Here is a 22,337-nt window from a genome sequence, read left to right as displayed (position 1 = left end):
TCAACGCCACCACCGGCGAACTGATCCGCGAACTCACCCTCGACCCCACCAAGGACTACCAACCCCAAAACAAAGAAAACCGCTGAACCCAGGGGTTCAACGGTTTCCTATGTCCCGAGACAGGACATATGGTGCCCCTGGAGGGACTCGAACCCCCAACCCTTTCCTTAGGACGGAACTGCTCTTCCATTGAGCTACAGAGGCTGTCCGGATGAGTTTAGCGGGGGCGGGCCGAGCACAGGGCGGGAGTGCGGTAGCAGCGGGGGTGCGATTGGGGTGGAAGCGTGGGCCAGCGGGCATGCCCCGCTGCGGGAGTACACGAGACCACAGTCGCAGCGCGCGAGCGACAGCAGACGGTGTCCGCCGCCCGCGGCCGGGCAGCGCGCGAGCGCGGAACCCGCGCGACCAAAGTCCCGCCGGGCCGCCCGCGCCGCGCGTACCCTGTGGGCGTGGCAACGAACGCCCGGGCGGCGCGGTGGAGCGCCGTCGCAGACGGGACGTGGGTGTTCGTGGTCGCGTTCACCGCGGCCTTCCACTTCTATCGGGGTGCGCCGATCGACGGGGTGCTGTTCGGCGGGGTCGCGCTGCTCTTGGCGCTCGATGCGCTGGGGGCGTTTCGGCGGGCACGGTTCGGCACGTGGCATCCACCCATCCGCGCGATCACGCTCGTGGCGGCTGGGGCGGCGGCCGTGCTGGCGCTCACGCCGCGGCACGGGGTGGCGGATGCGGTCGCGCTGGGGGCGGCGGGCATCCTTGTCGGGGCCGCGGCGTGGCCCGACAACCCGGCCAAGCCGATGGGGCGGCCGTGGGGCCGGCGGCTCGTGGCCACCGCGACGGCGTGGTCGGCCGTGTTTCTGGCGATCGCGATCTGGGAGCTCGCCATGTACTTCCTCGGCAGCTTCGCGAGCGGTGGGCGCGAGCGGTTCCCCGCGCTCTCCGACCTGCTCGACCCGCTGCTCGAGACGACGGTAGGGCGCATCCTGTTCGTCGCCGCCTGGCTGCTCGGCGGGGTCGCGCTCATCGGGCGCGAGTGGCGGGTGCGGCGATGACGGTCAGCACCATCGGGTTTCTGCTCGAGGCGGGCGCGATCGTGCTGCTGGTCATCCTGGGCATTCGCGACGACGAGCACTTCGCCACCATCGGCGACATCCTCGACCGGGTCATGGCCACCCGGGCGGCGCGCGTGAGCATCCTGCTGTTCTGGTGGTGGCTCGGCTGGCACTTCCTGGTCGAGCCGACCGTCGCTCCCGGCGCCTGAGGGGCAGCGGTCAGGCGGCAGGCGCCAGGAACTCGTCCCACTGCGGCTCCGCGCGCTCCACCCCGCGCACCAGCCAGGTCGAGCCGTGCGGGGCACGGGGGCGGATGCGCAGGCTCCAGCCCATCTCATGCGGCGTGCGATCACCCTTCAGGTTGTTGCAGCTGAGGCAGCAGGCCACCAGGTTCTCCCACGAGTCGGCACCCCCGCGTGAGCGCGGCATGACGTGGTCGATCGTGCCGGCCGCTCCCCCGCAGTAGGCGCAACGGTGCGAGTCGCGGCGCAGCACCCCGCGGCGCGACACCGGCACGTTGCGACCGCTCGGAATGCGCACGTACCGACGCAGGATGATCACCGACGGCCGATCCCACGAGCGCTCCGAGCCCCACACCGGGTGCTCTTCATCGCTCGCCACGATGGTCGCCTTCTCGTTCATCACGAGCACGAGTGCCCGCTTGAACGACACGACGGCGAGCGGCTCGTAACCGGCATTCAGTACCAGGGTGCGCATTCTCATCCTCTCGAAGACGCCTGCACGGCTTGCAGGCATTCGAACTGCACCTTGGGCGCGCTCGAGGCAGAAGAGAAACGGGCAAACAAAAAGGCACCGCCGTAAACGACAGTGCCTAGTGGTCATGCGCGTGACAGTGCACGCATTGCCCGTTGCTGTGGCGTATGAAGAAGAGCGCGCGCACGTCCACGGTTTGGTCGACGCGTACCCAGCTCATCAGCCCTCCTGTGTGCCCTCGTGAGCTCCAAGGACTACAGGATAACCAGAAACCGGCGACGGCGCGCTGTGAGGCACGCCGCCGCCGAATCGGTGCCGGCGCGGATGCCCGCCCCAGCCCCCTCGCCTGCTAGATGCCGAACCGCACGATGTAGTACGCGCTGGTCCAGATGGCATGGTTGCCGACGGTGCGTCCGGGCATGGGAGCGTCGATCATCCGACCGCCCCCCAGGTAGATGCCCACGTGGGAGCCGCCGTCGATGACGACCACGTCGCCCGGCTTCGCGTCGGCCACGCTGATGCGGGTGCCCATCGCGCCCTGCGCGGCGGCCGAGTGCGGCAGGGCCACCCCGAACTGCGCGTAGACGAACTGGGTGAAGCCCGAGCAGTCGAAGCCCGCGGGCGAGGCGCCGCCGTACACGTAGGGCGTGCCGGTGTAGCGCTCGGCCACCGCGACCACCTGGCTGAGGCTGAAGTGCGGGTACGGCGGGTTGGCCAGCGTGCTCGCAAGCGATGCCCCGACCAGGCCGGCAGAGACCACGGCCGCTGCCTGCTTCTTCTTCCACGACGCCATGCTGGTCGCGTGCACCTCGTCGCGCACCACGGCGGGGGCGGCGACGGCGGTCGTCACCCGCACGGTCTGCGACTGTGTGCGGATGCGCTCGACGAGCGTCTTCGGTGCGGCGGAGTGCGCGTGACTGGTGATGCCGGGTGCTGCCGCGTTCGCCGCGTAGGCGGGGAGGGCGACGGTCGCGAAAATGCCGGGAACCATCAGTGCGGTGATCGCCGCGGTGAGGGCACTCGTTCGCCGATTCGGCCCGGCGAGTGCTCCGGTTGTTTCTGGTCTGCTCAAGAGTTGCCTCCTGCGCCTCGGCTGCTCTAGGTAGCGGCCCCATCCTTTTCAATTGTCGAGTACACGTCCGGCGGCAAGAGACGGGTTTGTGAGACGTCTTGCGCCGGGCCTGCGACCGGATCGTTGTGGCCGACAGGACCGGACGAGACTACGTGGGCCCCCACCTGGTTGTCACGTCAACGACGTGACTATGAGGAAACTCTCACGCGGCCGCGTAGATGTGAGCGGCCACCTCGGTGGGCAGTTCGAGCCCCTCGGCGAACCCCTCTACCTGCACGGTGACGTACGAACCGAGCAGCGAAATCGTGGCCACGGCACCCGGCAGCACGCCCGCTCCCTGCAGCTGCTGGAGCAGTTCGGGCTCGAACTGCACGGGCTCAGCGAGCCGGCGGATCGTCACCTGGATCTCCGCACCGGAGGCCGGAACAAGCGTCACGATGCTCGCCACGCCGTCCATGAACTGGGCCGCGGGGGTGTGCCCCAGCTCGGCCAGACCGGGGATCGGGTTGCCGTACGGCGACTCGGTCGGATTACCGAGCATCTCCAGCACGCGACGCTCCACCTGCTCGCTCATCACGTGCTCCCACCGGCAGGCCTCGTCGTGCACGTACGCCCAGTCGAGACCGATCACGTCGGCGAGGAGTCGCTCGGCGAGCCGGTGCTTGCGCAGCACGTGGGTTGCCTTCGCGCGGCCGTCGTCGGTGAGCGCGAGGTGGCGGTCGCCCTCCACCACGACGAGTCCGTCGCGTTCCATGCGGGCGATCGTCTGCGAGACGGTGGGGCCGGAGTGGCCGATGCGCTCCGAGATGCGGGCACGGAGGGGAACGATGTGCTCCTCCTCGAGATCGAGGATCGTGCGGAGGTACATCTCGGTGGTGTCGACGAGATCGGTCATCCGATGCCCCTCCTAACGCGTCCAGACTGCTGAAATCCTATCGTTTGAGAACCGGTCTCACTTCACCGTGCAGCGGCGGCAATACAATCGGTGCATGCCTGCTGCGACTATTCCGAGTGACTTGCTGCCCGCCGACGGACGATTCGGCTGCGGCCCCTCCAAGGTGAGGCAGGAGCAACTGAACTTCCTCGTCTCCGAGAGCGCCAAGCTCCTCGGCACCTCCCACCGGCAGGCGCCCGTCAAGAACATGGTGGGCGAGGTGCGCAGCGGTCTGGCCGAACTGTTCCGCCTGCCCGAGGGCTACGAGGTAGTGCTGGGCAACGGCGGGTCGACGGCGTTCTGGGATGCGGCATCCTTCTCGCTCATCGAGCGCCGGGCCGAGAACCTCAGCTTCGGCGAGTTCGGCGCCAAGTTCGCGGCCGCGGCCGGCGCCCCCTGGCTGAAGGCCCCGAAGGTCATCACCGCTCCCGGCGGATCGCGCGCCGAGGTCGAGATCGTCGACGGCATCGACGTCTACGCGTGGCCGCAGAACGAGACCTCCACCGGCGTGATGGCGCCCGTGAAGCGGGTCGACGCCGAAGCCCTCACCGTGATCGACGCGACGAGCGCGGCGGGCGGCATCGACTTCGACGTCGCCGAGTCAGACGTCTACTACTTCGCCCCGCAGAAGAACTTCGCCTCCGACGGCGGCCTGTGGTTCGCGCTGTTCTCGCCCGCCGCCATCGAGCGCGTCGAGCGCATCGCGGCGAGCGACCGGTACATCCCCGAGTTTCTCAGCATCAAGAACGCGATCGACAACTCGCGCCTCAACCAGACCCTCAACACCCCCGCCCTCACCACCCTGCTGCTCATGCAGAGCCAGATCGAGTGGATCTACGAGCAGGGCGGCCTCGCCTGGGCGGATGCCCGCACGCGCGAATCCTCGTCAGTGCTCTACGACTGGGCCACCAAGGTCGACTACGCGACCCCCTTCGTGCTCGACCCGGAGCACCGCTCGCAGGTGGTCGTCACCATCGACTTCGACCAGAAGATCGACGCCGCCGCCATCGCCAAGACCCTCCGCGAGAACGGCATCGTCGACACCGAGCCGTACCGCAAGCTCGGCCGCAACCAGCTGCGCATCGCCACCTTCACCGCGATCGAGCCCGACGACGTGCGCGCGCTCGTCTCCTGCATCGAGTACGTGGTCGAGAACTCCTAGCCCATGCGCCTCTTCCTGCGCGACAGCGAGCGCCGACCCGACCCCACGCCGGTGCAGACGGATGACCGCAAAGCCGTTGCCGTCGGGCTCGTGCTCTGGCTCGCCGCCCTCATCGTGATGCTCGCGTTCTACACGCCCATCGTCGCGGCCGGCAACAGCTGGTGGATCGTCACCTGCGCGGTCGCGCTCGTGCTCGGCAGCATCGGACTCATCTACAGCATTCGCCGGCACGGGCACTGAGGGAGGCGGCGCGAGCGCTGGCCTCTCCTGGGCTGTGTTCCCGGCGGTCTTGAGCTGTGCTCGCGGTTCACAACGCAGGACCACACCGCCGCGCAGCCCCAGCTGCCCCAACAAATCCGCTGCCCGAAGGGGAAATGGAGCGCGCCGACGCGCGCTGCCCCTGCAATCTGTGCGGCGCGGGCCCGGCGAGGGGGCGGCGGGGCCCGACCGCGGATGGAGGCGGGCGCCCGACCGCGGATAAAACCCGACACCCTACCGAGCACGAAGGTGGGCTCGGCGAGGGTTAGATCGTGCGCTCGTGCTCGTCGTCGTCCGGCTCGCCGGTGAAGTCGTCGTCGTCGCCGTCGTCGTCTGACTCGTCGTCGTCGGACTCGCCCTCCTCGAACTCGTCGTCGTCCGCGGCGGCGGGGTCGAGTTCGTCGATGTCGACGCCGTCGAGGTCGCCGCCGTGAAGCACGCGGCTGCCGAGGATGTCGTCGTCGCCGAACTCGTCCTCGTCCTCGTCGTCATCGTCGTCGTCATCGTCATCGTCGTCGTCGTCATCGTCGTCATCGTCGTCATCGTCATCGTCGAGTTCGTCGTCGAAGTCGCCCGCGGTGTCGACGTCGTTCTCGAGGTCTTCGTCCTCGTCGTCTTCGTCGTCGAGGTCGTCCTCTTCCTCGTCGAACAGGAACTCGCTCGGGGCGGGGACGGTCACGCGGCGAGAGCGACGGGCGGGGCGGGCCGCGGCCACGATCTCCTCCTCGTCGAACGACGAGGCGTCGAAGCTGTCGGCGTCCGCGTCGAAGCTGTCGGCGTCCGCGTCGAAGTCGTCGGAGTCGAAGCCGTCGGCGTCCTGGTCGTCGCCATCCGCCCGCCGAGCACGCGCGGCGGCACCAGCGCGATCGGCCGAGTCACCATCGGCCGAGTCACCGTCCACCGACGCGTCATCGCCGACCGGTCGCCCGTTGCGACGGCGCGAGCGGCGGCGGCGCGGCCGCGCGGACGCGGCCTCACCCGATCCAGCCTCGGCATCGTCGGAGTCCGGGTCGTCGGACGACTCCTCGCCCGATTCCTCAGCACCCTCCACGATGCCGAGCGCCGCCTGGGCGGCGCGGTAGTCGTCCATGCGGTCGGCCCACGGCACCCAGTCTGGAGCGAGGAGCGCACCCTCGGCGGGCACGAGCTCGGTCTCGATGATGGTGGGCGGGGCATCCGGCAACTGGGCCACGGCGACGGTCCACTGCCAGCCGGGGTAGCCGCTGAGGGTGGTGGCGAAGGTGAAGGTGGTGACGCCGTCGCCCTCGTCGGTCTGCCCGGTCGGCGCGCCGACGGTGGAGGGCGGCGTCACTTCGAGCAGTGCGGCGAGCGCGAAGGACTGTGCCTCCGAAAGCTGTGCGGCGGGGCCGTCGGCCGAGGGGCCGCCCGACACCGGCTCAGGCATCGAGATCGTCGGCGACCTTGCGCAGAACTGCGGCGATCTTGGCGCCGTGGCTCTTGTCGGGGTAGCGGCCGCGCTTGAGGTTGGTGCCGATGCCGTCGAGCAGCTTCACCAGATCCTCGACGATGATCGCCATGTCGTCAGCCGACTTGCGGTTGAGCTTGGCGAGGCTCGGCGGGGACTCGATCACCCGCACGGAGAGCGCCTGAGCGCCCTTCTTGCCATCGGCGATGCCGAACTCGAGCTTCGAGCCCGGCTTGACGGTGACGCCCGCGGGCAGTGCGGACGCGTGCAAAAAGACTTCCTGGCCATCATCGGAGCTGATGAAGCCAAAGCCCTTTTCGTCGTCGTAGAACTTGACCTTGCCGGTGGGCATCGTGCGTACCTCTTTCACACCGAGCAGTTCCCGGTGCCCCATAAGGATACGGGGTGCGCTAGCCCCTATTCTTGGCTTGTGGCAAAACAACCCGTGCAGACCTCCGAACCGACCCCCGTCTCGCGAGGGGAACGTCTCGTCGTCGCCTGGTTCATCGCCATCATGGCGCTGTCGGTGATCGCGATGATCGCGCTCTTCATCGCCAACGTGAACGCGTCCGGCCCCATCTGGGATGCGGTGCGCCTGGTTCCCCTCATCGGGCTGCCGATCGCGATGATCCTCATCGTCGTGCTGCTGGTCGTGGGCACGCGCCGTCGCGCCCGAGATGCCAAGGGTGCCGGCAAGTAGCTCGTCAACCCTCTCGCTGGCCGGCCGCCTGCGATCGCTGGGAGACGCAGAACTCACCGAACTGCTCACGGTTCGCGAGTTCCGCGACGCCTCGCTCCACGACTTCTTCGACCTCGCCGACGCCCTCCTCGACCCCGCCTCGGTGCAGAAGGCCCTCGTGCGGCTCGACCGCCAGACGCTCGCGGCGATCGGCGTGGTCGGCGGCGCGGAAGCCCTGGGGCTGACGACCGCGGCGGTGGGGGCCGCGCTGGCCGACGGCGGGCAGTTCGGGGAGGGGTCGGCACGGGCATCCCTCGACCGCGCTCACTCGCTGGCGCTCATCGACCGCGAGAGCGAGGGGGCGGATGACCGCTGGCTGGCCTACGCGCCCGTCACCGAGCAGCTCGCGAACTGGCCCGAGCTCGGCCTCCCCGGCCTCACCTCGTTGCTCAGCGATCCGCCGCCCGCCTCCCTCGCGCCGGTGAGCGCGACCGACGCTCGATTCATCGACTCGATCGCCGCCGAGCGGGCCTTCGACGCCGCCAACGCGATCGCCGAGCTGGCGGCGGAACTGCGCCGCGACCCCGCCCGCGAGCTCGCCCGCGGGGGCATCGCCCTCCCCGACTCGAAGCGGCTCGCCGCTGCGATGTCGGTCGAGCTCGACGCCGTGCCGCCTCTGGTCGACATCGCGAACCGCTCCGGCGTCATCGCCCTCGACGCGGGCGCCTGGCTGCCCACCGACGACGCTGCCGACTGGATGCTGCGCCCCACCAGCGAGCGCTGGGCGCACCTGGCCGCGGCCTGGTTCACACAGCTCTCGCCCGATATCCGTGCGCTCCTCGCCGAGCGCTCCCACGCCATCTGGGGCGACCGGCTGGCCGAGTTCGTGCGCTGGCTGTACCCGGCGGGCGGCGATTGGATGCGCGACCGCGCCGCCACCGTCTCCCTCGAGGCCGAATTGCTCGGCATCACCGCCAACCACGTGCCCTCGACGCCCGGCTCCGCGCTCATGGCGAGCGGAGAGGAAGCGGCATCCGCCGCGATCGCCGCCATCCTCCCCGCCGAGATCGACCGCGTCTACGTGCAGCACGACCTCTCGATCGTGAGTCCAGGCCCCCTGCTCCCCCGCCTGGATGCCCGCCTCCGCCTCTTCGCCGACGTGGAGTCGCGCGCGCTCGCCACCACCTACCGCGTGAGCGAGGCGAGCCTCACCCGGGCACTCGCGCTGGGCGAGACGGCGGAGTCGGCGCGGCAGTTTCTCGGCGAGATCTCGCTGACGGGCATCCCGCAGCCACTCGACTACCTCATCACCGCGACGAGCGCTCGCTACGGCAGCCTCCGGGTGGGCACGATCGACCAGGCCGTCATGGGCATGCGCAGCTACATCCGATCGGATGACCAAGCCCTGTTGAGCGCCGTCGTCATCGACCACGGCCTCGCCCCGCTGGGAATCCAGCGGGTCGGCCCGAACCGCGCCGAGTCCCGCTTCGATCGCGACCTCGTCTTCTGGTCGCTGAGCGAGGCCCGCTACCCCGCCGCCGCGGAGGACGCCGCGGGCGAGGTGGTGGTGCTGGAGCGTCGCCGGGTGGCACGGGCATCCGTCGCACCGCCGGGGTCGCGGGCCGCCGGGATCGTGGCCCGCCTGCGCGAGGCGACCGCTGAGTCGGCCGAGGAGACCGGCCAGGCGTGGTTGGAGCGACAGATCGAGACGGCGATCCGCGGGCGACTCGGCCTGACGGTGACGGTGTCGATGCCGGACGGCAGTTCGGTCGAGCTGCAGCTGGAGCCGGCGAGCCTCGGCGGCGGCCGGCTGCGGGCGCGCGACCGGCGCAGCGACCTCGAGCGCACGCTGCCGCTGTCGAGCATCACCGCGGTGCGGCCCGCCGAGGGCTAGCGACCCGCGCGGCCGCGGGGTAGCGCCCCGCGCACGGCCCAGGCCCGACCCGATCGCCCCGCGCACGCCGCGGCCGCGCACACCCCAGCCCGCGGCACCCCGGGCGGGTAGGCTTGCCCTCGTGACTCTGCCCGACGGTCCGCTCATCGTGCAGAGCGACCGCACCGTACTCCTCGAGGTCGCCCACCCCGCCGCCGAGGATGCCCGCCACGACCTCTCCGTCTTCGCCGAGCTCGAGCGCGCCCCCGAGCACATCCACACCTACCGCATCACGCGGCTGGGACTCTGGAACGCCCGGGCCGCCGGCCACAGCGCCGAAGACATGCTCGCCACGCTCGAGCGCTACAGCCGCTTCCCCATCCCGCAGAGCGTCTCCGTCGACCTCACCGAGACGGTCGGTCGCTACGGTCGGCTCGTCATCGAGCGCGCCGACGACGGGGCCCTCACCCTGACCGCGACCGACCCCGCCGTGCTCTCCGAGATCACCCGCGCGCGCAAGGTCGCCGCCCTGCTCTTCGAGAAGCGCGGACCGCACAGCTACGTCGTGCAAGCCTGGGCCCGCGGCCAGCTCAAACAGGAGCTGCTGAAACTCGGATGGCCGGCTGAAGACCTCGCCGGCTACACCCCCGGCACTCCGCACGAGATCGGTCTGCTGCAGGACGGCTGGTCGCTGCGCGAATACCAGAACAAGGCCGTCACCAACTTCGCCGACCACGGCTCGGGCGTCGTGGTGCTGCCCTGCGGCGCGGGCAAGACGCTCGTCGGCGCGGGGGCGATGGCGAACGTGAAAACGACGACGCTCATCCTCGTGACGAACACGGTCTCGGCGCGGCAGTGGCGCTCGGAGCTGCTCAAGCGCACGACCCTCACCGAGGACGAGATCGGCGAGTACTCGGGCCTCGTCAAGCAGGTGAAGCCGGTCACGATCGCCACGTACCAGATCCTCACCGCCCGCCGGAAGGGCGAGTACACCCACCTCGCCCTGCTGGATGCCCTCGACTGGGGCCTCGTCATCTACGACGAGGTGCACCTCCTGCCCGCGCCCGTGTTCAAGCTCACCGCCGAGCTTCAGGCCCGCCGCCGGCTCGGCCTCACCGCGACGCTCGTGCGCGAGGACGGCCGCGAGGGCGACGTGTTCAGCCTCATCGGGCCCAAGCGATTCGACGCGCCCTGGAAGGAGATCGAGGCGCAGGGCTTCATCTCCCCGGCCTCCTGCTTCGAGGTGCGGGTCGACCTGCCCGAGGGCGAGAGGCTGGAATACGCCGCCTCAGCGGACGATGAGCGGTATCGGATGGCCGCGACGGCGCCCGCGAAACTCGAGGTGGTGACGGCGCTCGTGGCGAAGCACGAGGGTGAGCGCATCCTCGTGATCGGCCAGTATCTCGACCAGATCGACGAGCTCGCCGAGGTGCTGCACGCCCCCAAGCTGACGGGCGCGACGCCCGTCGAGGAGCGCGAGCGGCTCTACCAGGAGTTCCGGGACGGGATCACGAAGGTGCTCGTCGTCTCGAAGGTCGCCAACTTCAGCGTCGACCTGCCGGAGGCGACCGTCGCGATTCAGGTCTCGGGATCGTTCGGCTCGCGCCAGGAAGAGGCCCAGCGCCTGGGCCGACTGCTGCGCCCCAAGGAGAGCGGCCTGCCCGCCAATTTCTACACGCTCGTCGCGCGCGACACCGTCGATCAGGACTTCGCGCAGAACCGGCAGCGCTTCCTCGCCGAGCAGGGCTACAGCTACACGATCCTCGACGCCGACACGCTCACCGCCGCGTAAGCGGCCCGCGGGCGCCCGGTGCGGCGCGAGCGGCAGCGCCGCGCGAGGGACAGTGCGACGCGAGCGGCAGCGCGGCACACCGCGGCCCGCCTGCCCCGACAACGCCGACGGCCCGCGGGCGCCCGGTGAACCGGTGCGCCACGCGGGCCGCGCAGCAGAAGGGATCAGGCCTTGACGAGCGTCGCCGTGACCGGGGTCGGGTTCTGGAAGAGGTCGAGCACCGGGCAGTGCGCGTCGACCGCGGCGCGGAGCTCCTGGTAGCGCTCCTCCGACTCGGGGCCGGTGACGGTGATCGCGAGGCGCACGGCGGTGAACCCGGCGCGCGGGCCGCCGTCGATCGCGAACAGGGTGCGCGCGTCGAGGTCGCCCTCCGACTTGATGTCGATCTCATCGAGCTGGATTCCCAGCGCCTGCGCGTACAGGCGGTAGACGACGACCTGGCAGGAGATGAGCGCCGCGAGGGCGAACTCCACCGGGCTGGCGGCGATGTCGTCGCCGGCGAGCGCGGCGGGCTCATCGACGTAGAACTCGTGCTTGCCGGCACGAATGAGGGTCGCGACCGCGCCCTCGCTGTCGCCGCTGACGCGGTAGGTGAGCTGAGCGTTCGCGGTGTTGGCGGCGATGCGCTCGTTCCATGCGGTGCCCGCCGTGGTGAGGCGCTCGGCGCGCTCGTCGGCGGTGACGGAAGGGGCGGAGAGGGTGTCGAGGAGAGTCATGACCCGAGACTACGAAGCGGGCGCAGCGCGTGCATCCGCCGCTGTCACGCACCGTCACGGCGCGTAACCGGGCGTCACCTAACGGCGGCGGAGATAGCGGAGCAGCAGTTCGTCACCCGAGGCGAGCACGTGCGCGAGGTGGAGGGAACGGGCATCCGGCAGCGATCCCGAGGCGATCCGGCCAGCGTCGCCGGCCACCAGCAGCGGACTCACCGTCAGGCAGAGCTCGTCGACCACGTCGGCCGCGAGCAGCGCACCGAACAGAGACGGGCCGCCCTCGCAGTGGATGCCCGCCAGCCCCCGCGCGTGCAGCTCGCGCACGAGCATCCCCGCGTCGAGCGCGTGAGTGCCGCAGACGATCACGTCGGCGACGGCGGCGAGCGCGCGCCGGGAATCAGCGGGCGAGCTCTCCGTCGTCACGACGATCGGTCGCACGGGCGCCTCCGTGAAGATGCGGGACGCGGGGTCGAGGTCGAGCGAGGCGGAGACGATCGCGAAGACGGGCTGCGGCGCGAGCCCGCGCGCCTCGCGCACCGCGACCGACTCCGCGGCCACGACCATCGGTCCGTAGCCCTCGGCGCGGACCGTGCCCGCCGCCACGAGCACCACGTCGCAGAGCTCGCGCAGCAGATCGAAGACGCGGTGGTCGGCGGGGCCGCCCAGACCGCCCGAGAGTCCGTCGACCGTGACCGCGCCGTCGACGCTCGAGATGAAGTTCACCCGCAGCCACGAGCCGGTTCCGGGGGTGTAGAGCTCCCGCAGCTGCTCGTCGCTGAGCTCGGCGGCGGGGGCCGGGCGGAGCAGGTCGATTCGGGGGGAGGTCATGCGGCGGTCATCCGTTGTTGTGGATCGCGTGGACGGGCTCGCGCCAGCCCAGCACGGCCTCCGCCATGCGGGCGGCCTCGACGGCCGTGGGCACGTCGTGCATGCGGATGATCCGCGCCCCGTTCATGATGCAGATCACCGCCGCGGCGATCGAGCCGGTGAGCCGCTGCCCCTGCGGCCGGTCGAGCGTCTCGCCGATGAAGTCCTTGTTGGAGACGGCGGCGAGCAGCGGAAGCCCGAGATCGGCGACCTCCTGCAGTCGGCGCGTGATCTCCAGGGTGTGGACGGTGTTCTTGTTGAGGTCGTGGCCGGGGTCGATGATGAGCCGCTCGCGCGGGATCCCCGCGGCGGTCGCGATCTCGATTCGAGCCCGCAGGTACTCGATCACCTCCGCGACCACGTCGTCGTAGAGCGGGCGGGGCATCTCGCTGCGCGGGGCGCCCTTGCTGTGGGTGAGCACGAGCTGGGCCGAGCTGGCGGCGACGACGCCGGCCATGTTCGGGTCGAACATGCCGCTCGTGTCGTTGACGACGGAGGCGCCGGCGAGGATGCTCTGCCGAGCCACCTCGGCGGAGATGGTGTCGACCGAGATCACGACATCGCTGCGGGCGTGGATCGCCTCGACGAGCGGCACGATGCGGTCGAGTTCCTCGTCGAGGGTGACCACGGGGCCCTTGCCGAACGGCACGCCGCCGACGTCGACCCAGTCGGCGCCCTGCTCGGCGGCGCGCGCGGCCGCGTCGACCGCGCGGTCGAGGGCGAAGGTGGCGCCCTTGTCGAAGAAGGAGTCGGGCGTGCGGTTGACGATCGCCATGACGGCGACCTGGCGATCGAAGTCGAAGACGCGCGAGCCGATCGTGCGGGGCTCGCTCACAGCTCGGTCAGGGGCACAGCGACGTCGGCCAGTTTCACGGGATCAATCCTATTCCGACGCCGGATGACGCCCTTGATGTCGTCGCTCACGTCCCAGACGTTCACGTTCATTCCGGCGACCACGCGCTCGTCGGCCACCCAGAACACGATGAACTCGCGGCTAGACGGGTCGCCCCGGTACACCGTCTTCGCGCCCGCGAGCAGGGAGCTGAAGCCCACGAACTCCATCCCCACCTCGAACTGGTCGGTGTAGAAGTAGGGAATGTCGTCGAACGACACCGCGTGCCCGAGCATCGAGCGGGCGGCGGCAGAGCCCTGAGCGATCGCGTTGGCCCAGTGTTCGCTGCGCACGCGCGCCTCGACGAAGGGGTGCCAGGCGTTCGCCACGTCACCGGCGGCGAAGATGTCGGGGTCGCTCGTGGTGAGTGCGGCATCCACCAGAATGCCGTTGTCGACGGCGAGCCCGGCCTCCTCCGCCAGCCGGATGTTCGGCAGAGCCCCCACGGCGACGAGCACCAGATCAGCCCGCTCGGCGTGGCGCCCGCCCACGCGGATGCCCGCGACCTCACCGCCGATGCCGGAGATCTCGACCACGTCGACCCCGGTGCGCAGCACGACGCCGTGCTCCTCGTGCAGGGCGGCGAAGAAGCGGCCCAGTTCGTCGCCGAGGGCGGCGCTGAGCGGAACGTGCTGGTGCTCGAGGATGAGCACCTCGTTGCCGAGTTCGCGCGCCGTCGCGGCGACCTCCATGCCGATCCACCCCGAGCCGATCACCGCGAGCCGGCGGGTTCCGCCCGCGAGCAGCGGCTTCAGTCGCTCGGCGTCGAGCACGGTGCGCAACTGGTGCACCCCGCGGAGGTCGATGCCCGGCAGGGAATCGAGGGTGCGCGGCCGGGCGCCCGTGGTGAGCAGCAGCCGGTCGTAGGCGATGGTGTCGCCGTTCTCGATGGAGACCGTGTGCGCCGCCGGATCGATCGACTCCACCCGCGCGGCGGGCATGAAGTCGATGTCGTGCTCGTCGTACCACTCCTCGGGGTGCACGTAGATCGCGTCGACCGGTTCCTTGCCCGCGAGGAAGCCCTTCGACAGCGGCGGGCGGATGTACGGGTACCGGTTCTCGGCGCCGATCAGCACGATGCGACCGTCGAATCCCTGCTCGCGCAGCTCCCCCGCCGCGCTCGCGCCGGCGAGCGCCGCACCCACGATCACGAAGGTCTTCTCATCGGTCATGGCATGAACCTCACTGTCCGTCCGAGGGCGGCTCCGCGCCCTCTCCCCTGACTTTAGGTCGCGTTCGGAATACTTTCAATGGATGCTCGGAGCCGGTTCTGACGCGACCCTCCGGCACGGGCATCCTACGTTCAGACTTCTCTCAGTAAACGCGCAGATACTACCCTCATGAGTGACGGACCCAAGATTCTGATCGTCGACGACGAACCCAATATCCGCGATCTTCTCACCACGAGTCTCCGCTTCGCCGGATTCGCCGTGCGCGCGGTCGGCAACGGCGCGGCCGCCATCTCGGCGGTGCTCGAAGAGGAGCCCGACCTGATCATCCTCGACGTCATGCTCCCCGACATGAACGGCTTCGGCGTGACCAAGCGACTGCGCGCCTCCGGCTATACCGCGCCCATCCTCTTCCTCACCGCGAAGGACGACACCGAGGACAAGATCACGGGCCTCACCGTCGGCGGCGACGACTACGTCACCAAGCCGTTCAGCCTCGACGAGATCGTCGCCCGGCTCAAGGCGATCCTCCGCCGTACCATGCGCGACGACGAGGAGGCCGTGATCCGCGCCGGCGAGCTCAGCATGGACCAGGACACGCACGAGGTGACCGTCGGCAACGAGCAGATCGAGCTCAGCCCGACCGAGTTCAAGCTCCTCCGCTACCTCATGCTCAACCCGAACCGCGTGCTCTCCAAGGCGCAGATCCTGGATCACGTGTGGGAGTACGACTTCAACGGCGACGCCGGCATCGTGGAGAGCTACATCTCCTACCTGCGGCGCAAGCTCGACCAGTTCTCCGACGAGCCGATCATCCAGACGAAGCGCGGATTCGGCTACATGCTGAAGGCCGCGAAGCCGTAGCGTTAAGCCCCTCATGCACTCAGAGCTCACAGAGTGGTGGAACGGGATTTCACTGCGCAGCAAGATCACGGGCGTCACCGTCATGCTGCTGACCCTGGGGCTCCTGGTGGCGGGCGTGGGAACCATGACCTACCTGCGCACCTACCTGCTGCAGGAGGTCAACACCAAGATCGCGGCCGTCGGCGCCGACATCACCGACGCGATGGACTCCGCGTGCAGCACGACCAAGCTCGCCGCCCCCTTCTACGTGGCGATGGTCAACTCCTCCGGCGAGATCACCTGCGACAACAGCTACTCCGCGAGCGAGAAGCCGGTCATCAGCAAGGCGACCCTGCCGCACGTCATCTCCAACGGCGACACCTTCACCCTCACCGACGCGGCCCGCGACACCAACTGGCAGTCCGCCGGCTTCGTGGTCGGCGGCGGCCACTTCGTCGTCGTCGTCAGCTACAACCTCACCGAGACCGACGGCACGATCGGCCACTTCGCCCTCATCTTCCTGTTCTTCAGCCTCACCGTGGTCGTGCTCGGCGGGGCGCTCACCCGCCTTCTCGTGACCTCCACCTTCGCCCCACTGCGCGAGGTGGAGGAGACGGCGGCCCGCTTCGCCGCGGGCGACTTCAGCCAGCGCCTCGAGCGCGGGCCGCGCAACACCGAGGTCGGTCGCCTCAACGACTCCCTCAACACCATGCTCGGGCGCATCGACGCCGCCTTCGCCGACCGAGCGAAGAACATCGAGCAGATGCGCCGCTTCGTCGGCGACGCCAGCCACGAGCTGCGCACCCCCCTCGTCTCCGTGCGCGGCTACGCCGAGCTGTATCGCATGGGCGCCCTCGGCACGCAGGAGGAGGTCGCGCAGGCGATGGAGCGCATCGAGAAAGAGGCGATCCGCATGGGCGAGCTCGTCGGCGACCTACTCGAGCTGGCGCGCATCGATGAGGCGAAGCCCCTCAATCTCACCGCGGTCGACCTGGTCCCGCTCGCGCACGATGCGGCGCTCGACGCGATGGCCTCGGCACCCGAGCGCCGGGTCACCGTGGTGGTGACCGAGCCGATTCGGGCGACCGCCAGCGCGATCGAGGCGGACCGCGCGCTTGACGCGGCGGTCGCGGGGGCGCCGCGCACCGCATCCATGGCGACCCGGCCGATCGCGCTCGCGGGCGCGACGCTCTCGCGCCTCGCCCGCCGCCCGCGCAAGGCCGCACCACTCGCGGTGCAGACTCTCGTGCCGGTCGACCGGGAGCAGCACGTCGACGCGATCGTGCTCGCCGAGGAGAACAAGATCCGCCAGGTCATCACCAACCTCATGGGCAACGCGCTGCGGTTCACCGAGCCCGACTCGCCCATCGAGATCGGGGTCACCGTCGACGAGCGCGACGACGTGGCGATCCTCTCGGTGATCGACCACGGCGAGGGGATTCCCCCGCAGATCCGCGAGAAGATCTTCCAGCGCTTCTGGCGGGCGGATTCCTCGCGCAACCGCGACACGGGGGGCAGCGGGCTCGGCCTCGCGATCGTCGCCTCCATCGTCGCCTCCCACAAGGGCTCGGTCGACGTCGTCGACACCGCGGGCGGCGGCTCGACCTTCCGGGTGCGGCTTCCGCTCCTCCACGAGACCCCCCGCAGCGCCGCTCTCCACAGCTGAGCCGATCGCCCGCTCCCGGCGCGGAGCCGGCACCTACCGTGGTCGTCATGACCAGTTACCAGGTAGACAGCGAAGCGGTTCTTTCCGCCACCGGCACCGTGCGTGCCTCCATCTCTCGCATCTCGAGCGAGACCAGTTCACTGCTCGGGCAGCTCACCGGCCTTCAGGGGTCGTGGAGCGGCGCCGCGGCCACGGCGTTCCAGGACGTGGTGGGCCAGTGGCGAGCGACCCAGGCCCGCGTCGAGGAGACCCTCAGCGCGATCAACCAGGCGCTCACCGTGGCGGCCCAGCAGTACTCGGAGGCGGAGCAGGCGAACGCCCGGCTCTTCCAGCACTGATGCCACGGGCGGGCACACGGCCCCAGGGTCGCGTGCCCGCCCGGTGCGGAACGACGCCACGTCTGATCAACACAGTCCCCACCCAACACAAAAGGCGGCCCCGCGAGGGGCCGCCTTTCGACTGTGTGGAACCGGGGAGCCGGACTTAGAAGTCCATGCCGCCGTTCGGGTCGCCACCGGCCGGGGCCGGGTGCTTCTCGGGCTTGTCGGCGACAACGGCCTCGGTGGTGAGGAACAGACCGGCGATCGACGCGGCGTTGAGCAGCGCGGAGCGGGTGACCTTCACCGGGTCGTTGATGCCGGAGGCCAGCATGTCGACGTACTCACCCGTCGCGGCGTTGAGGCCGTGACCGGTCGGCAGGTTGCGCACCTTGTCGGCGACGACACCGGGCTCGAGACCGGCGTTGAGCGCGATCTGCTTGAGCGGGGCATCCACCGCGACGCGGACGATGTTCGCACCGGTCGCCTCGTCACCCGTGAGCGACGTGAGGGCGGCGGACTCGAAGGCGGTCTTGCCGGCCTGGATGAGCGCGACGCCACCACCGGCGACGATGCCCTCCTCGACGGCAGCCTTCGCGTTGCGGACGGCGTCCTCGATGCGGTGCTTGCGCTCCTTGAGCTCGACCTCGGTCGCGGCACCCGCCTTGATGACGGCGACGCCACCGGCGAGCTTCGCGAGGCGCTCCTGGAGCTTCTCGCGGTCGTAGTCGCTATCGGTGTTCTCGATCTCGGCGCGGATCTGACGAACGCGGCCGGCGATCTGGTCGCTGTCGCCAGCGCCCTCGACGATCGTGGTCTCGTCCTTCGTGATGACGACCTTGCGGGCACGACCGAGCAGGTCGAGCGTCGCGTTCTCGAGCTTGAGGCCGACCTCCTCGCTGATGACCTGACCACCCGTGAGGATGGCGATGTCCTGCAGCTGGGCCTTGCGGCGGTCGCCGAAGCCGGGGGCCTTGACGGCGACCGACTTGAAGATGCCGCGGATCTTGTTCACGACCAGGGTCGCGAGCGCCTCACCGTCGACGTCCTCCGCGATGATCAGCAACTGCTTGCCATCCTGGATGACCTTGTCGACGATCGGCAGCAGGTCCTTGATGTTGGAGATCTTGCTGTTGGCGATGAGGATGTACGGGTCTTCGAAGACCGTCTCCTGACGCTCCGGGTCGGTGACGAAGTAGGGGTTGATGAACCCCTTGTCGAAGCGCATGCCCTCGGTGAGCTCGAGCTCGGTGCCGAAGGTGTTCGACTCCTCGACGGTGACGACGCCCTCCTTGCCGACCTTGTCGATCGCCTCGGCGATCAGTGCGCCGATCTCGGGGTCCGCGGCGGAGATGGATGCGGTGGCCGCGATCTCTTCCTTGGTCTCGATCTCCTTGGCGCTGGCGACGAGCGCCTCGATGACGGCCGCGACGGCCTTCTCGATGCCGCGCTTGAGGCTGATCGGGTCAGCACCGGCGGCGACGTTGCGGAGGCCCTCGCGGACGAGCGCCTGGGCGAGGACGACCGAGGTGGTCGTACCGTCACCGGCGACGTCGTCCGTCTTCTTGGCGACCTCCTTGACCAGCTCGGCGCCGATCTTCTCGTACGGGTCGTCGAGCTCGATCTCCTTGGCGATGGAGACGCCGTCGTTCGTGATGGTGGGGGCGCCCCACTTCTTCTCGAGAACAACGTTGCGGCCACGCGGGCCAAGCGTCACCTTGACGGCGTCGGCGAGGATGTTCAGGCCGCGCTCAAGGCCACGACGGGCCTCTTCGTTGAAAGCAATGATCTTTGCCATGTTTGTTTCTTGTCCCTCTCGGACGTGATCAGAAAGCATTAGCACTCAACTGGTGGGAGTGCCAAAGACATTCTGGCACTCTGCCATGCTGAGTGCAAGACGACGCCGGGGGCATGACAAACGCCGCCCACCACTGGTGGACGGCGTTCGCCGAGTGCGTCCTCAGACGCGTCGCTCAGGCCAGTCGGACCGATTCCGCCTGCGGGCCCTTGCTGCCGGTGCCTACTTCGAAGGTGACCTGCTGGCCCTCCTCGAGAACCTTGTATCCGCCCATGTCGATCGCGGAGTAGTGGACGAAGACGTCCTGTCCCCCACCCTCGACCGTGATGAAGCCGTAGCCCTTTTCAGCGTTGAACCACTTGACGGTTCCATTCGCCATGTCTTACTCCTTGCTGCGTTGCCAATCGGCGCGGCAATTCTGCCGCGGCCGGGTCGCGGGAGCACGGGTATCCGCAATCATCGGGACGAGTCGGACGGTGCGGGGTGCGGTGTCGTTCACGGTCCAGATGGGCGACCAATTCCAGATATTAGCCGAGCCGATGCCGCCCGGAACGGGCAGGAATGCCGTATTCCGCCCGGAATGCGCCGAATCCCCGAGGATTAAACACGCACGAAACACGCCCGAGATTTGCCCGTCGTTTTGGGGCCGATCCGGGGCCGATCCGGGGCTGGAATGAACAGCGGCGACCGCCGCGCCTCAGCCCTGGAAGTCGGAGCCGAGCACGACCGTGATCGGGGCGCCCTGGAAGGCGCTGCTGAACCGGATGCTCCCCGTGCCGAGGGCCAGCTCGACGCCCTGCGCGACATCCGCGTTCGACTGCACGGAGTAGTAGATGACGGTCTTCTTGATGGTCGACTCGGAGGCGAGGGCCGTCGCGCCGATCGTCCACTTCGCCTTCTTGAGGATCGCCGCCGCCTGCTTCTCGAGCCCGGTGGTCGTCGTGCCGTTCAGCACCGTGATCGTGATCTTGCGCGCCTTGATCTTCGTGGGGTCGGTGACCGGCACGATCGCCGTCGTCGGCTTCGCCGTCGGGGTGGTGGCCGCCGAGCTCGACGCCGCACCCGGCAGCGTGAACTGGAAGTCGTTCAGACGCGACAGCGCGTAGAGGCTCGCGAGCACGATGACGCCGGTCGCCAGCGCCGCCCAGGCGAAGCCGATCCAGCCGCGACCCTTGACCTTCGGCCCGCGGTGGGCGCCGACGCGGTCGAGGTGCTCGGGGAGGTCGTCGAACTGGTCTTTGGGGAAGGCGGCCATTGTTAGTCGGTGGGTTCCTCGCTGCGGGGGCGACCAGGATCGTCGCCGGACGTGGGGGTGGTGAACGCCCTCGCCGCGCGGGCCCGCGTGCGGGCGTCACGCGCTCGCTGCAGGCGCCCCACCAGCATGGGATCGTGACGCACCGCATCCGGTGAATCGATCACTGCGTTCAGCACCTGATAGTAGCGGGCCGCGCTGAGAGAGAATTCCGCCCGGATGGCGGCCTCCTTCGCGCCCGCGTGGTGCCACCAGGTGCGCTCGAACTCGAGGATCGCGAGGTCGCGCGCGCTGAGGGAGCTGTCGCCCGCCTCGTGCCGCCGCTGCGCGCTCGCAGACATCTCCACCTCCCGTTGGCGTAATCCTAGGGCGGCCCCGGCCCTCCCCCGCGCCACGACGCGGAGCGCACAGCGGATGCTTCGAGTTTGCTCAGGCGGCGGGCAGCGACAGCCAGTCGAGGGTCTGCCCGTGGGCACCCGCGTAGGCGAGCGGGCGCTCGTCGAGGGCGAGGGCGAAGCCGCCGGGGCGGCGGGGCGGATGACCGGCCAACGCCTCCTGCACCCGAGGCACGATCCCCGCCCCCTCGTTCGAGACCCACCGGGCGGGCGACGCCCGGAGCCACTCGATCAGCCGCGCGCGCGGCTCCGGCATGAGGTACACGATCGCAGCGGAGGTGACGATGACGAGGGTGACGCCGGTCGGGGCCTCCGCGGCGAGGGCGGGAAGGTCATCCACCGCGTCGCCGCGCACCACGCGCGGGCGCTCGCGTTCGGCGATCGCGATGGCCGCGCGCACGCGCTCGAGCCGTGCGGTCTGCTCGGGCCAGATGAGGGTCTCGAGCCAGTGCCGGTCGTCGGGCGCGGTCACGTCGAGGGGGTTCAGGTCGAGCCCCGCGCGCCAGACGATCTCGGGCATGCGGGCGGGCAGGGGCGGGTCGCCGGTGACCTCGCACTCGAGCAGCACGGTGCTCGGGCCGGCGGCGGGGTCGAGGCGGTGCTCGCCCCACGCGTAGCTGTAGTGCTCGGGCAGCAAGGTGAGCCCCGCGGAGGCGCCGACCTCGATGAGCGCGATCGGCCCGTCGATGAGCGCGAGGGCAGGCAGGAGGGTCGCGCAGCGGCGCGGCTCGTTGGTCTGGGTGGCACGGATCCGCATCTCGGCCGAGACCTCCGGCCAGTGCTGCAGGAGCCACACACGCCAGGCAGCGAAGTCACTAAGCGGTGCGCCCAGGAGGCGCGCGCAGGCGAGCAGGAGGTTCGGCTGCTGCTTGGGGCGGGGCAGCTCGTCGAGGAGGGTGAGGAGGGCGGGGTCATCCGCGACGCCGCGCGCGAGCGTCTCGTAGAGCGCCGACTGGCCGGCCGCCTCGGTGTCGGCGAAGCGGCGGTACCACTCGGCGGCGGTCACGCGCCCGGCCGGTACATGGAGAGGTGGGGCAGCCCGGCCTCGACGTAGACCTCGCCGTAGGGCTCGAAACCGTACTTGGCGTAGAGCGGCACGATGTACTCCTGCGCGTGCAGCATCATCGGCTGGTCGCCGTGCTCGGCGATTACGCGGTCGAACAGCAGCTGGGCGAGGCCCTCGCCGCGGCGGGCGGGGTGCACGACGACGCGGCCGACGATGATTCTGGCGTCGCGGTGGCTCGGCTGCTCGTCGACGAGGGTGCGCAGGTAGGCGGCCACCCCGTGCTGTTCGTCGGGGATGAAGTAGTGCAGCGTGGCGGGCTCGCGGTCGCGGTGGTCGAGCTCCTCCTCGTCGATGCGCTGCTCGACAAAGAACACGTCGGTGCGCAGCTTGAGGATGTCGTAGAGCTCGTCCGTCGTGAGTTCGCTCCACGAACGGCGCACCACGGAAGTTTCGGGCATGG

General features: G+C 69.7%; 25 protein-coding genes and 1 tRNA gene. 10 read left to right on the top strand and 16 right to left on the bottom strand.

All coding sequences use genetic code 11. The features are described from left to right. Positions 1 to 129 precede the first annotated feature (129 nt). Positions 130 to 204, bottom strand: a tRNA-Arg gene (locus G3T37_RS13670). Between the two features lie 245 nt (positions 205 to 449). Between G3T37_RS13670 and G3T37_RS13665 the strand changes: the two genes are divergently transcribed. Both G3T37_RS13665 and G3T37_RS13660 read left to right on the top strand, forming a co-directional pair. Further along, positions 450 to 1,049 carry a hypothetical protein gene (locus G3T37_RS13665; RefSeq protein ID WP_163474434.1) on the top strand — a complete coding sequence of 200 codons (600 nt, stop codon included), beginning with the start codon at positions 450 to 452 and terminating at the stop codon, positions 1,047 to 1,049. Further along, complete coding sequence (locus tag G3T37_RS13660; RefSeq protein ID WP_163474433.1) at positions 1,046 to 1,258, top strand: DUF6186 family protein; 213 nt, start codon at positions 1,046 to 1,048, stop codon at positions 1,256 to 1,258. The genes G3T37_RS13665 and G3T37_RS13660 overlap by 4 nt, the downstream gene beginning before the upstream one ends. Before the next feature lie 10 nt (positions 1,259 to 1,268). On the opposite strand, the gene G3T37_RS13655 is transcribed toward G3T37_RS13660, so the two are convergent. From G3T37_RS13655 to G3T37_RS13645, 3 genes are all read right to left on the bottom strand, one after another. Further along, positions 1,269 to 1,766, bottom strand: a complete 498-nt coding sequence (locus tag G3T37_RS13655; protein WP_163474432.1) for an HNH endonuclease — start codon at positions 1,764 to 1,766, stop codon at positions 1,269 to 1,271. A 346-nt stretch (positions 1,767 to 2,112) separates the two neighbouring features. Beyond that, positions 2,113 to 2,835, bottom strand: coding sequence for a C40 family peptidase (locus G3T37_RS13650; RefSeq protein WP_163474431.1), 723 nt, complete (start codon positions 2,833 to 2,835; stop codon positions 2,113 to 2,115). A 202-nt stretch (positions 2,836 to 3,037) separates the two neighbouring features. Further along, entirely contained in the window at positions 3,038 to 3,730 is a 693-nt protein-coding gene (locus G3T37_RS13645; RefSeq protein ID WP_163474430.1) for an iron-dependent transcriptional repressor DtxR, read from the bottom strand. A gap of 94 nt (positions 3,731 to 3,824) precedes the next feature. Between G3T37_RS13645 and serC the strand changes: the two genes are divergently transcribed. Further along, positions 3,825 to 4,931, top strand: coding sequence for a phosphoserine transaminase (serC, locus tag G3T37_RS13640; RefSeq protein WP_163474429.1), 1,107 nt, complete (start codon positions 3,825 to 3,827; stop codon positions 4,929 to 4,931). 3 nt (positions 4,932 to 4,934) lie between these two features. After that, a complete protein-coding gene (locus G3T37_RS13635) occupies positions 4,935 to 5,171 on the top strand; it encodes a DUF2530 domain-containing protein (RefSeq protein ID WP_163474428.1) in 237 nt (78 codons plus the stop codon). A gap of 283 nt (positions 5,172 to 5,454) precedes the next feature. Here the strand turns inward: G3T37_RS13635 and G3T37_RS15035 are convergent, their stop codons facing one another. Then, positions 5,455 to 6,594: a DUF3027 domain-containing protein gene (locus G3T37_RS15035; RefSeq protein ID WP_241732434.1), complete on the bottom strand. Its 1,140-nt coding sequence runs from the start codon at positions 6,592 to 6,594 to the stop codon at positions 5,455 to 5,457. Then, positions 6,587 to 6,967 (bottom strand): cold-shock protein, encoded by a 381-nt coding sequence (locus tag G3T37_RS13625; protein ID WP_163474427.1) that lies wholly within the window; start codon positions 6,965 to 6,967, stop codon positions 6,587 to 6,589. The genes G3T37_RS15035 and G3T37_RS13625 overlap by 8 nt, the downstream gene beginning before the upstream one ends. A gap of 78 nt (positions 6,968 to 7,045) precedes the next feature. On the opposite strand from G3T37_RS13625, the gene G3T37_RS13620 reads away from it, so the two are divergent. The 3 genes from G3T37_RS13620 (at position 7,046) to G3T37_RS13610 (ending at position 10,959) form a co-directional block, all read left to right on the top strand. Beyond that, a complete protein-coding gene (locus G3T37_RS13620) occupies positions 7,046 to 7,315 on the top strand; it encodes a hypothetical protein (protein WP_163474426.1) in 270 nt (89 codons plus the stop codon). Further along, on the top strand, positions 7,302 to 9,188 hold the full coding sequence (locus G3T37_RS13615) for a helicase-associated domain-containing protein (RefSeq protein WP_338401268.1): 1,887 nt from the start codon (positions 7,302 to 7,304) through the stop codon (positions 9,186 to 9,188). The genes G3T37_RS13620 and G3T37_RS13615 overlap by 14 nt, the downstream gene beginning before the upstream one ends. A 127-nt stretch (positions 9,189 to 9,315) precedes the next feature. After that, on the top strand, positions 9,316 to 10,959 hold the full coding sequence (locus G3T37_RS13610) for a DNA repair helicase XPB (protein WP_163474467.1): 1,644 nt from the start codon (positions 9,316 to 9,318) through the stop codon (positions 10,957 to 10,959). 164 nt (positions 10,960 to 11,123) lie between these two features. On the opposite strand, the gene G3T37_RS13605 is transcribed toward G3T37_RS13610, so the two are convergent. From G3T37_RS13605 to G3T37_RS13590, 4 genes are all read right to left on the bottom strand, one after another. Next, complete coding sequence (locus G3T37_RS13605) at positions 11,124 to 11,675, bottom strand: OsmC family protein (RefSeq protein WP_163474424.1); 552 nt, start codon at positions 11,673 to 11,675, stop codon at positions 11,124 to 11,126. Positions 11,676 to 11,753: 78 nt separating this feature from the next. Beyond that, positions 11,754 to 12,500 (bottom strand): pyrimidine reductase family protein, encoded by a 747-nt coding sequence (locus G3T37_RS13600; RefSeq protein ID WP_163474423.1) that lies wholly within the window; start codon positions 12,498 to 12,500, stop codon positions 11,754 to 11,756. Between the two features lie 7 nt (positions 12,501 to 12,507). Next, entirely contained in the window at positions 12,508 to 13,374 is an 867-nt protein-coding gene (folP, locus tag G3T37_RS13595) for a dihydropteroate synthase (protein WP_338401267.1), read from the bottom strand. Continuing rightward, the gene (locus G3T37_RS13590; protein ID WP_163474422.1) at positions 13,371 to 14,603 is read right to left on the bottom strand and encodes an NAD(P)/FAD-dependent oxidoreductase; all 1,233 of its coding nucleotides are present in this window, start codon (positions 14,601 to 14,603) and stop codon (positions 13,371 to 13,373) included. Before G3T37_RS13590 ends, folP begins: the two co-directional genes overlap by 4 nt. 168 nt (positions 14,604 to 14,771) lie before the next feature. On the opposite strand from G3T37_RS13590, the gene G3T37_RS13585 reads away from it, so the two are divergent. From G3T37_RS13585 to G3T37_RS13575, 3 genes are read left to right on the top strand one after another with little or no spacing between them, the layout of a single operon-like run. Then, a complete protein-coding gene (locus G3T37_RS13585; protein ID WP_163474421.1) occupies positions 14,772 to 15,464 on the top strand; it encodes a response regulator transcription factor in 693 nt (230 codons plus the stop codon). Between the two features lie 13 nt (positions 15,465 to 15,477). Continuing rightward, on the top strand, positions 15,478 to 17,109 hold the full coding sequence (locus G3T37_RS13580) for a sensor histidine kinase (protein ID WP_163474420.1): 1,632 nt from the start codon (positions 15,478 to 15,480) through the stop codon (positions 17,107 to 17,109). Between the two features lie 47 nt (positions 17,110 to 17,156). Then, complete coding sequence (locus G3T37_RS13575) at positions 17,157 to 17,447, top strand: WXG100 family type VII secretion target (RefSeq protein ID WP_163474419.1); 291 nt, start codon at positions 17,157 to 17,159, stop codon at positions 17,445 to 17,447. A 145-nt stretch (positions 17,448 to 17,592) separates the two neighbouring features. On the opposite strand, the gene groL is transcribed toward G3T37_RS13575, so the two are convergent. From groL to G3T37_RS13545, 6 genes are all read right to left on the bottom strand, one after another. Next, a complete protein-coding gene (groL, locus tag G3T37_RS13570; RefSeq protein WP_163474418.1) occupies positions 17,593 to 19,224 on the bottom strand; it encodes a chaperonin GroEL in 1,632 nt (543 codons plus the stop codon). 175 nt (positions 19,225 to 19,399) lie between these two features. Next, positions 19,400 to 19,603 carry a cold-shock protein gene (locus G3T37_RS13565; RefSeq protein ID WP_163474417.1) on the bottom strand — a complete coding sequence of 68 codons (204 nt, stop codon included), beginning with the start codon at positions 19,601 to 19,603 and terminating at the stop codon, positions 19,400 to 19,402. A gap of 318 nt (positions 19,604 to 19,921) precedes the next feature. Then, positions 19,922 to 20,479, bottom strand: coding sequence for a LytR C-terminal domain-containing protein (locus tag G3T37_RS13560; protein WP_163474416.1), 558 nt, complete (start codon positions 20,477 to 20,479; stop codon positions 19,922 to 19,924). 2 nt (positions 20,480 to 20,481) lie between these two features. Further along, on the bottom strand, positions 20,482 to 20,817 hold the full coding sequence (locus tag G3T37_RS13555) for a DUF3263 domain-containing protein (protein WP_163474415.1): 336 nt from the start codon (positions 20,815 to 20,817) through the stop codon (positions 20,482 to 20,484). Positions 20,818 to 20,905: 88 nt separating this feature from the next. Next, entirely contained in the window at positions 20,906 to 21,877 is a 972-nt protein-coding gene (locus tag G3T37_RS13550; protein WP_163474414.1) for a DUF2332 family protein, read from the bottom strand. Beyond that, entirely contained in the window at positions 21,874 to 22,335 is a 462-nt protein-coding gene (locus tag G3T37_RS13545) for a GNAT family N-acetyltransferase (protein WP_194241625.1), read from the bottom strand. Before G3T37_RS13545 ends, G3T37_RS13550 begins: the two co-directional genes overlap by 4 nt. Between the last annotated feature and the right edge of the window lie 2 nt (positions 22,336 to 22,337).

The sequence above is a fragment of the Galbitalea soli genome (assembly GCF_010686725.1).
GTDB lineage: Bacteria > Actinomycetota > Actinomycetes > Actinomycetales > Microbacteriaceae > Galbitalea > Galbitalea soli.
Note: the sequence above shows the minus strand (reverse complement) of the source record. Positions and strands in the feature narration are given on the sequence as shown.

What these genes read in the sequence shown, in the direction of transcription:
- G3T37_RS13625 (WP_163474427.1), bottom strand. Translation starts at nt 6,967, where the DNA reads ATGCCCACCGGCAAGGTCAAGTTCTACGACGACGAAAAGGGCTTTGGC.
- G3T37_RS13560 (WP_163474416.1), bottom strand. Translation starts at nt 20,479, where the DNA reads ATGGCCGCCTTCCCCAAAGACCAGTTCGACGACCTCCCCGAGCACCTC.
- G3T37_RS13600 (WP_163474423.1), bottom strand. Translation starts at nt 12,500, where the DNA reads ATGACCTCCCCCCGAATCGACCTGCTCCGCCCGGCCCCCGCCGCCGAG.
- G3T37_RS13590 (WP_163474422.1), bottom strand. Translation starts at nt 14,603, where the DNA reads ATGACCGATGAGAAGACCTTCGTGATCGTGGGTGCGGCGCTCGCCGGC.
- serC (WP_163474429.1), top strand. Translation starts at nt 3,825, where the DNA reads ATGCCTGCTGCGACTATTCCGAGTGACTTGCTGCCCGCCGACGGACGA.
- G3T37_RS13605 (WP_163474424.1), bottom strand. Translation starts at nt 11,675, where the DNA reads ATGACTCTCCTCGACACCCTCTCCGCCCCTTCCGTCACCGCCGACGAG.
- G3T37_RS13580 (WP_163474420.1), top strand. Translation starts at nt 15,478, where the DNA reads ATGCACTCAGAGCTCACAGAGTGGTGGAACGGGATTTCACTGCGCAGC.
- G3T37_RS15035 (WP_241732434.1), bottom strand. Translation starts at nt 6,594, where the DNA reads ATGCCTGAGCCGGTGTCGGGCGGCCCCTCGGCCGACGGCCCCGCCGCA.
- G3T37_RS13660 (WP_163474433.1), top strand. Translation starts at nt 1,046, where the DNA reads ATGACGGTCAGCACCATCGGGTTTCTGCTCGAGGCGGGCGCGATCGTG.
- G3T37_RS13575 (WP_163474419.1), top strand. Translation starts at nt 17,157, where the DNA reads ATGACCAGTTACCAGGTAGACAGCGAAGCGGTTCTTTCCGCCACCGGC.
- G3T37_RS13655 (WP_163474432.1), bottom strand. Translation starts at nt 1,766, where the DNA reads ATGCGCACCCTGGTACTGAATGCCGGTTACGAGCCGCTCGCCGTCGTG.
- groL (WP_163474418.1), bottom strand. Translation starts at nt 19,224, where the DNA reads ATGGCAAAGATCATTGCTTTCAACGAAGAGGCCCGTCGTGGCCTTGAG.
- G3T37_RS13585 (WP_163474421.1), top strand. Translation starts at nt 14,772, where the DNA reads ATGAGTGACGGACCCAAGATTCTGATCGTCGACGACGAACCCAATATC.
- G3T37_RS13545 (WP_194241625.1), bottom strand. Translation starts at nt 22,335, where the DNA reads ATGCCCGAAACTTCCGTGGTGCGCCGTTCGTGGAGCGAACTCACGACG.
- G3T37_RS13635 (WP_163474428.1), top strand. Translation starts at nt 4,935, where the DNA reads ATGCGCCTCTTCCTGCGCGACAGCGAGCGCCGACCCGACCCCACGCCG.
- G3T37_RS13645 (WP_163474430.1), bottom strand. Translation starts at nt 3,730, where the DNA reads ATGACCGATCTCGTCGACACCACCGAGATGTACCTCCGCACGATCCTC.
- G3T37_RS13565 (WP_163474417.1), bottom strand. Translation starts at nt 19,603, where the DNA reads ATGGCGAATGGAACCGTCAAGTGGTTCAACGCTGAAAAGGGCTACGGC.
- G3T37_RS13555 (WP_163474415.1), bottom strand. Translation starts at nt 20,817, where the DNA reads ATGTCTGCGAGCGCGCAGCGGCGGCACGAGGCGGGCGACAGCTCCCTC.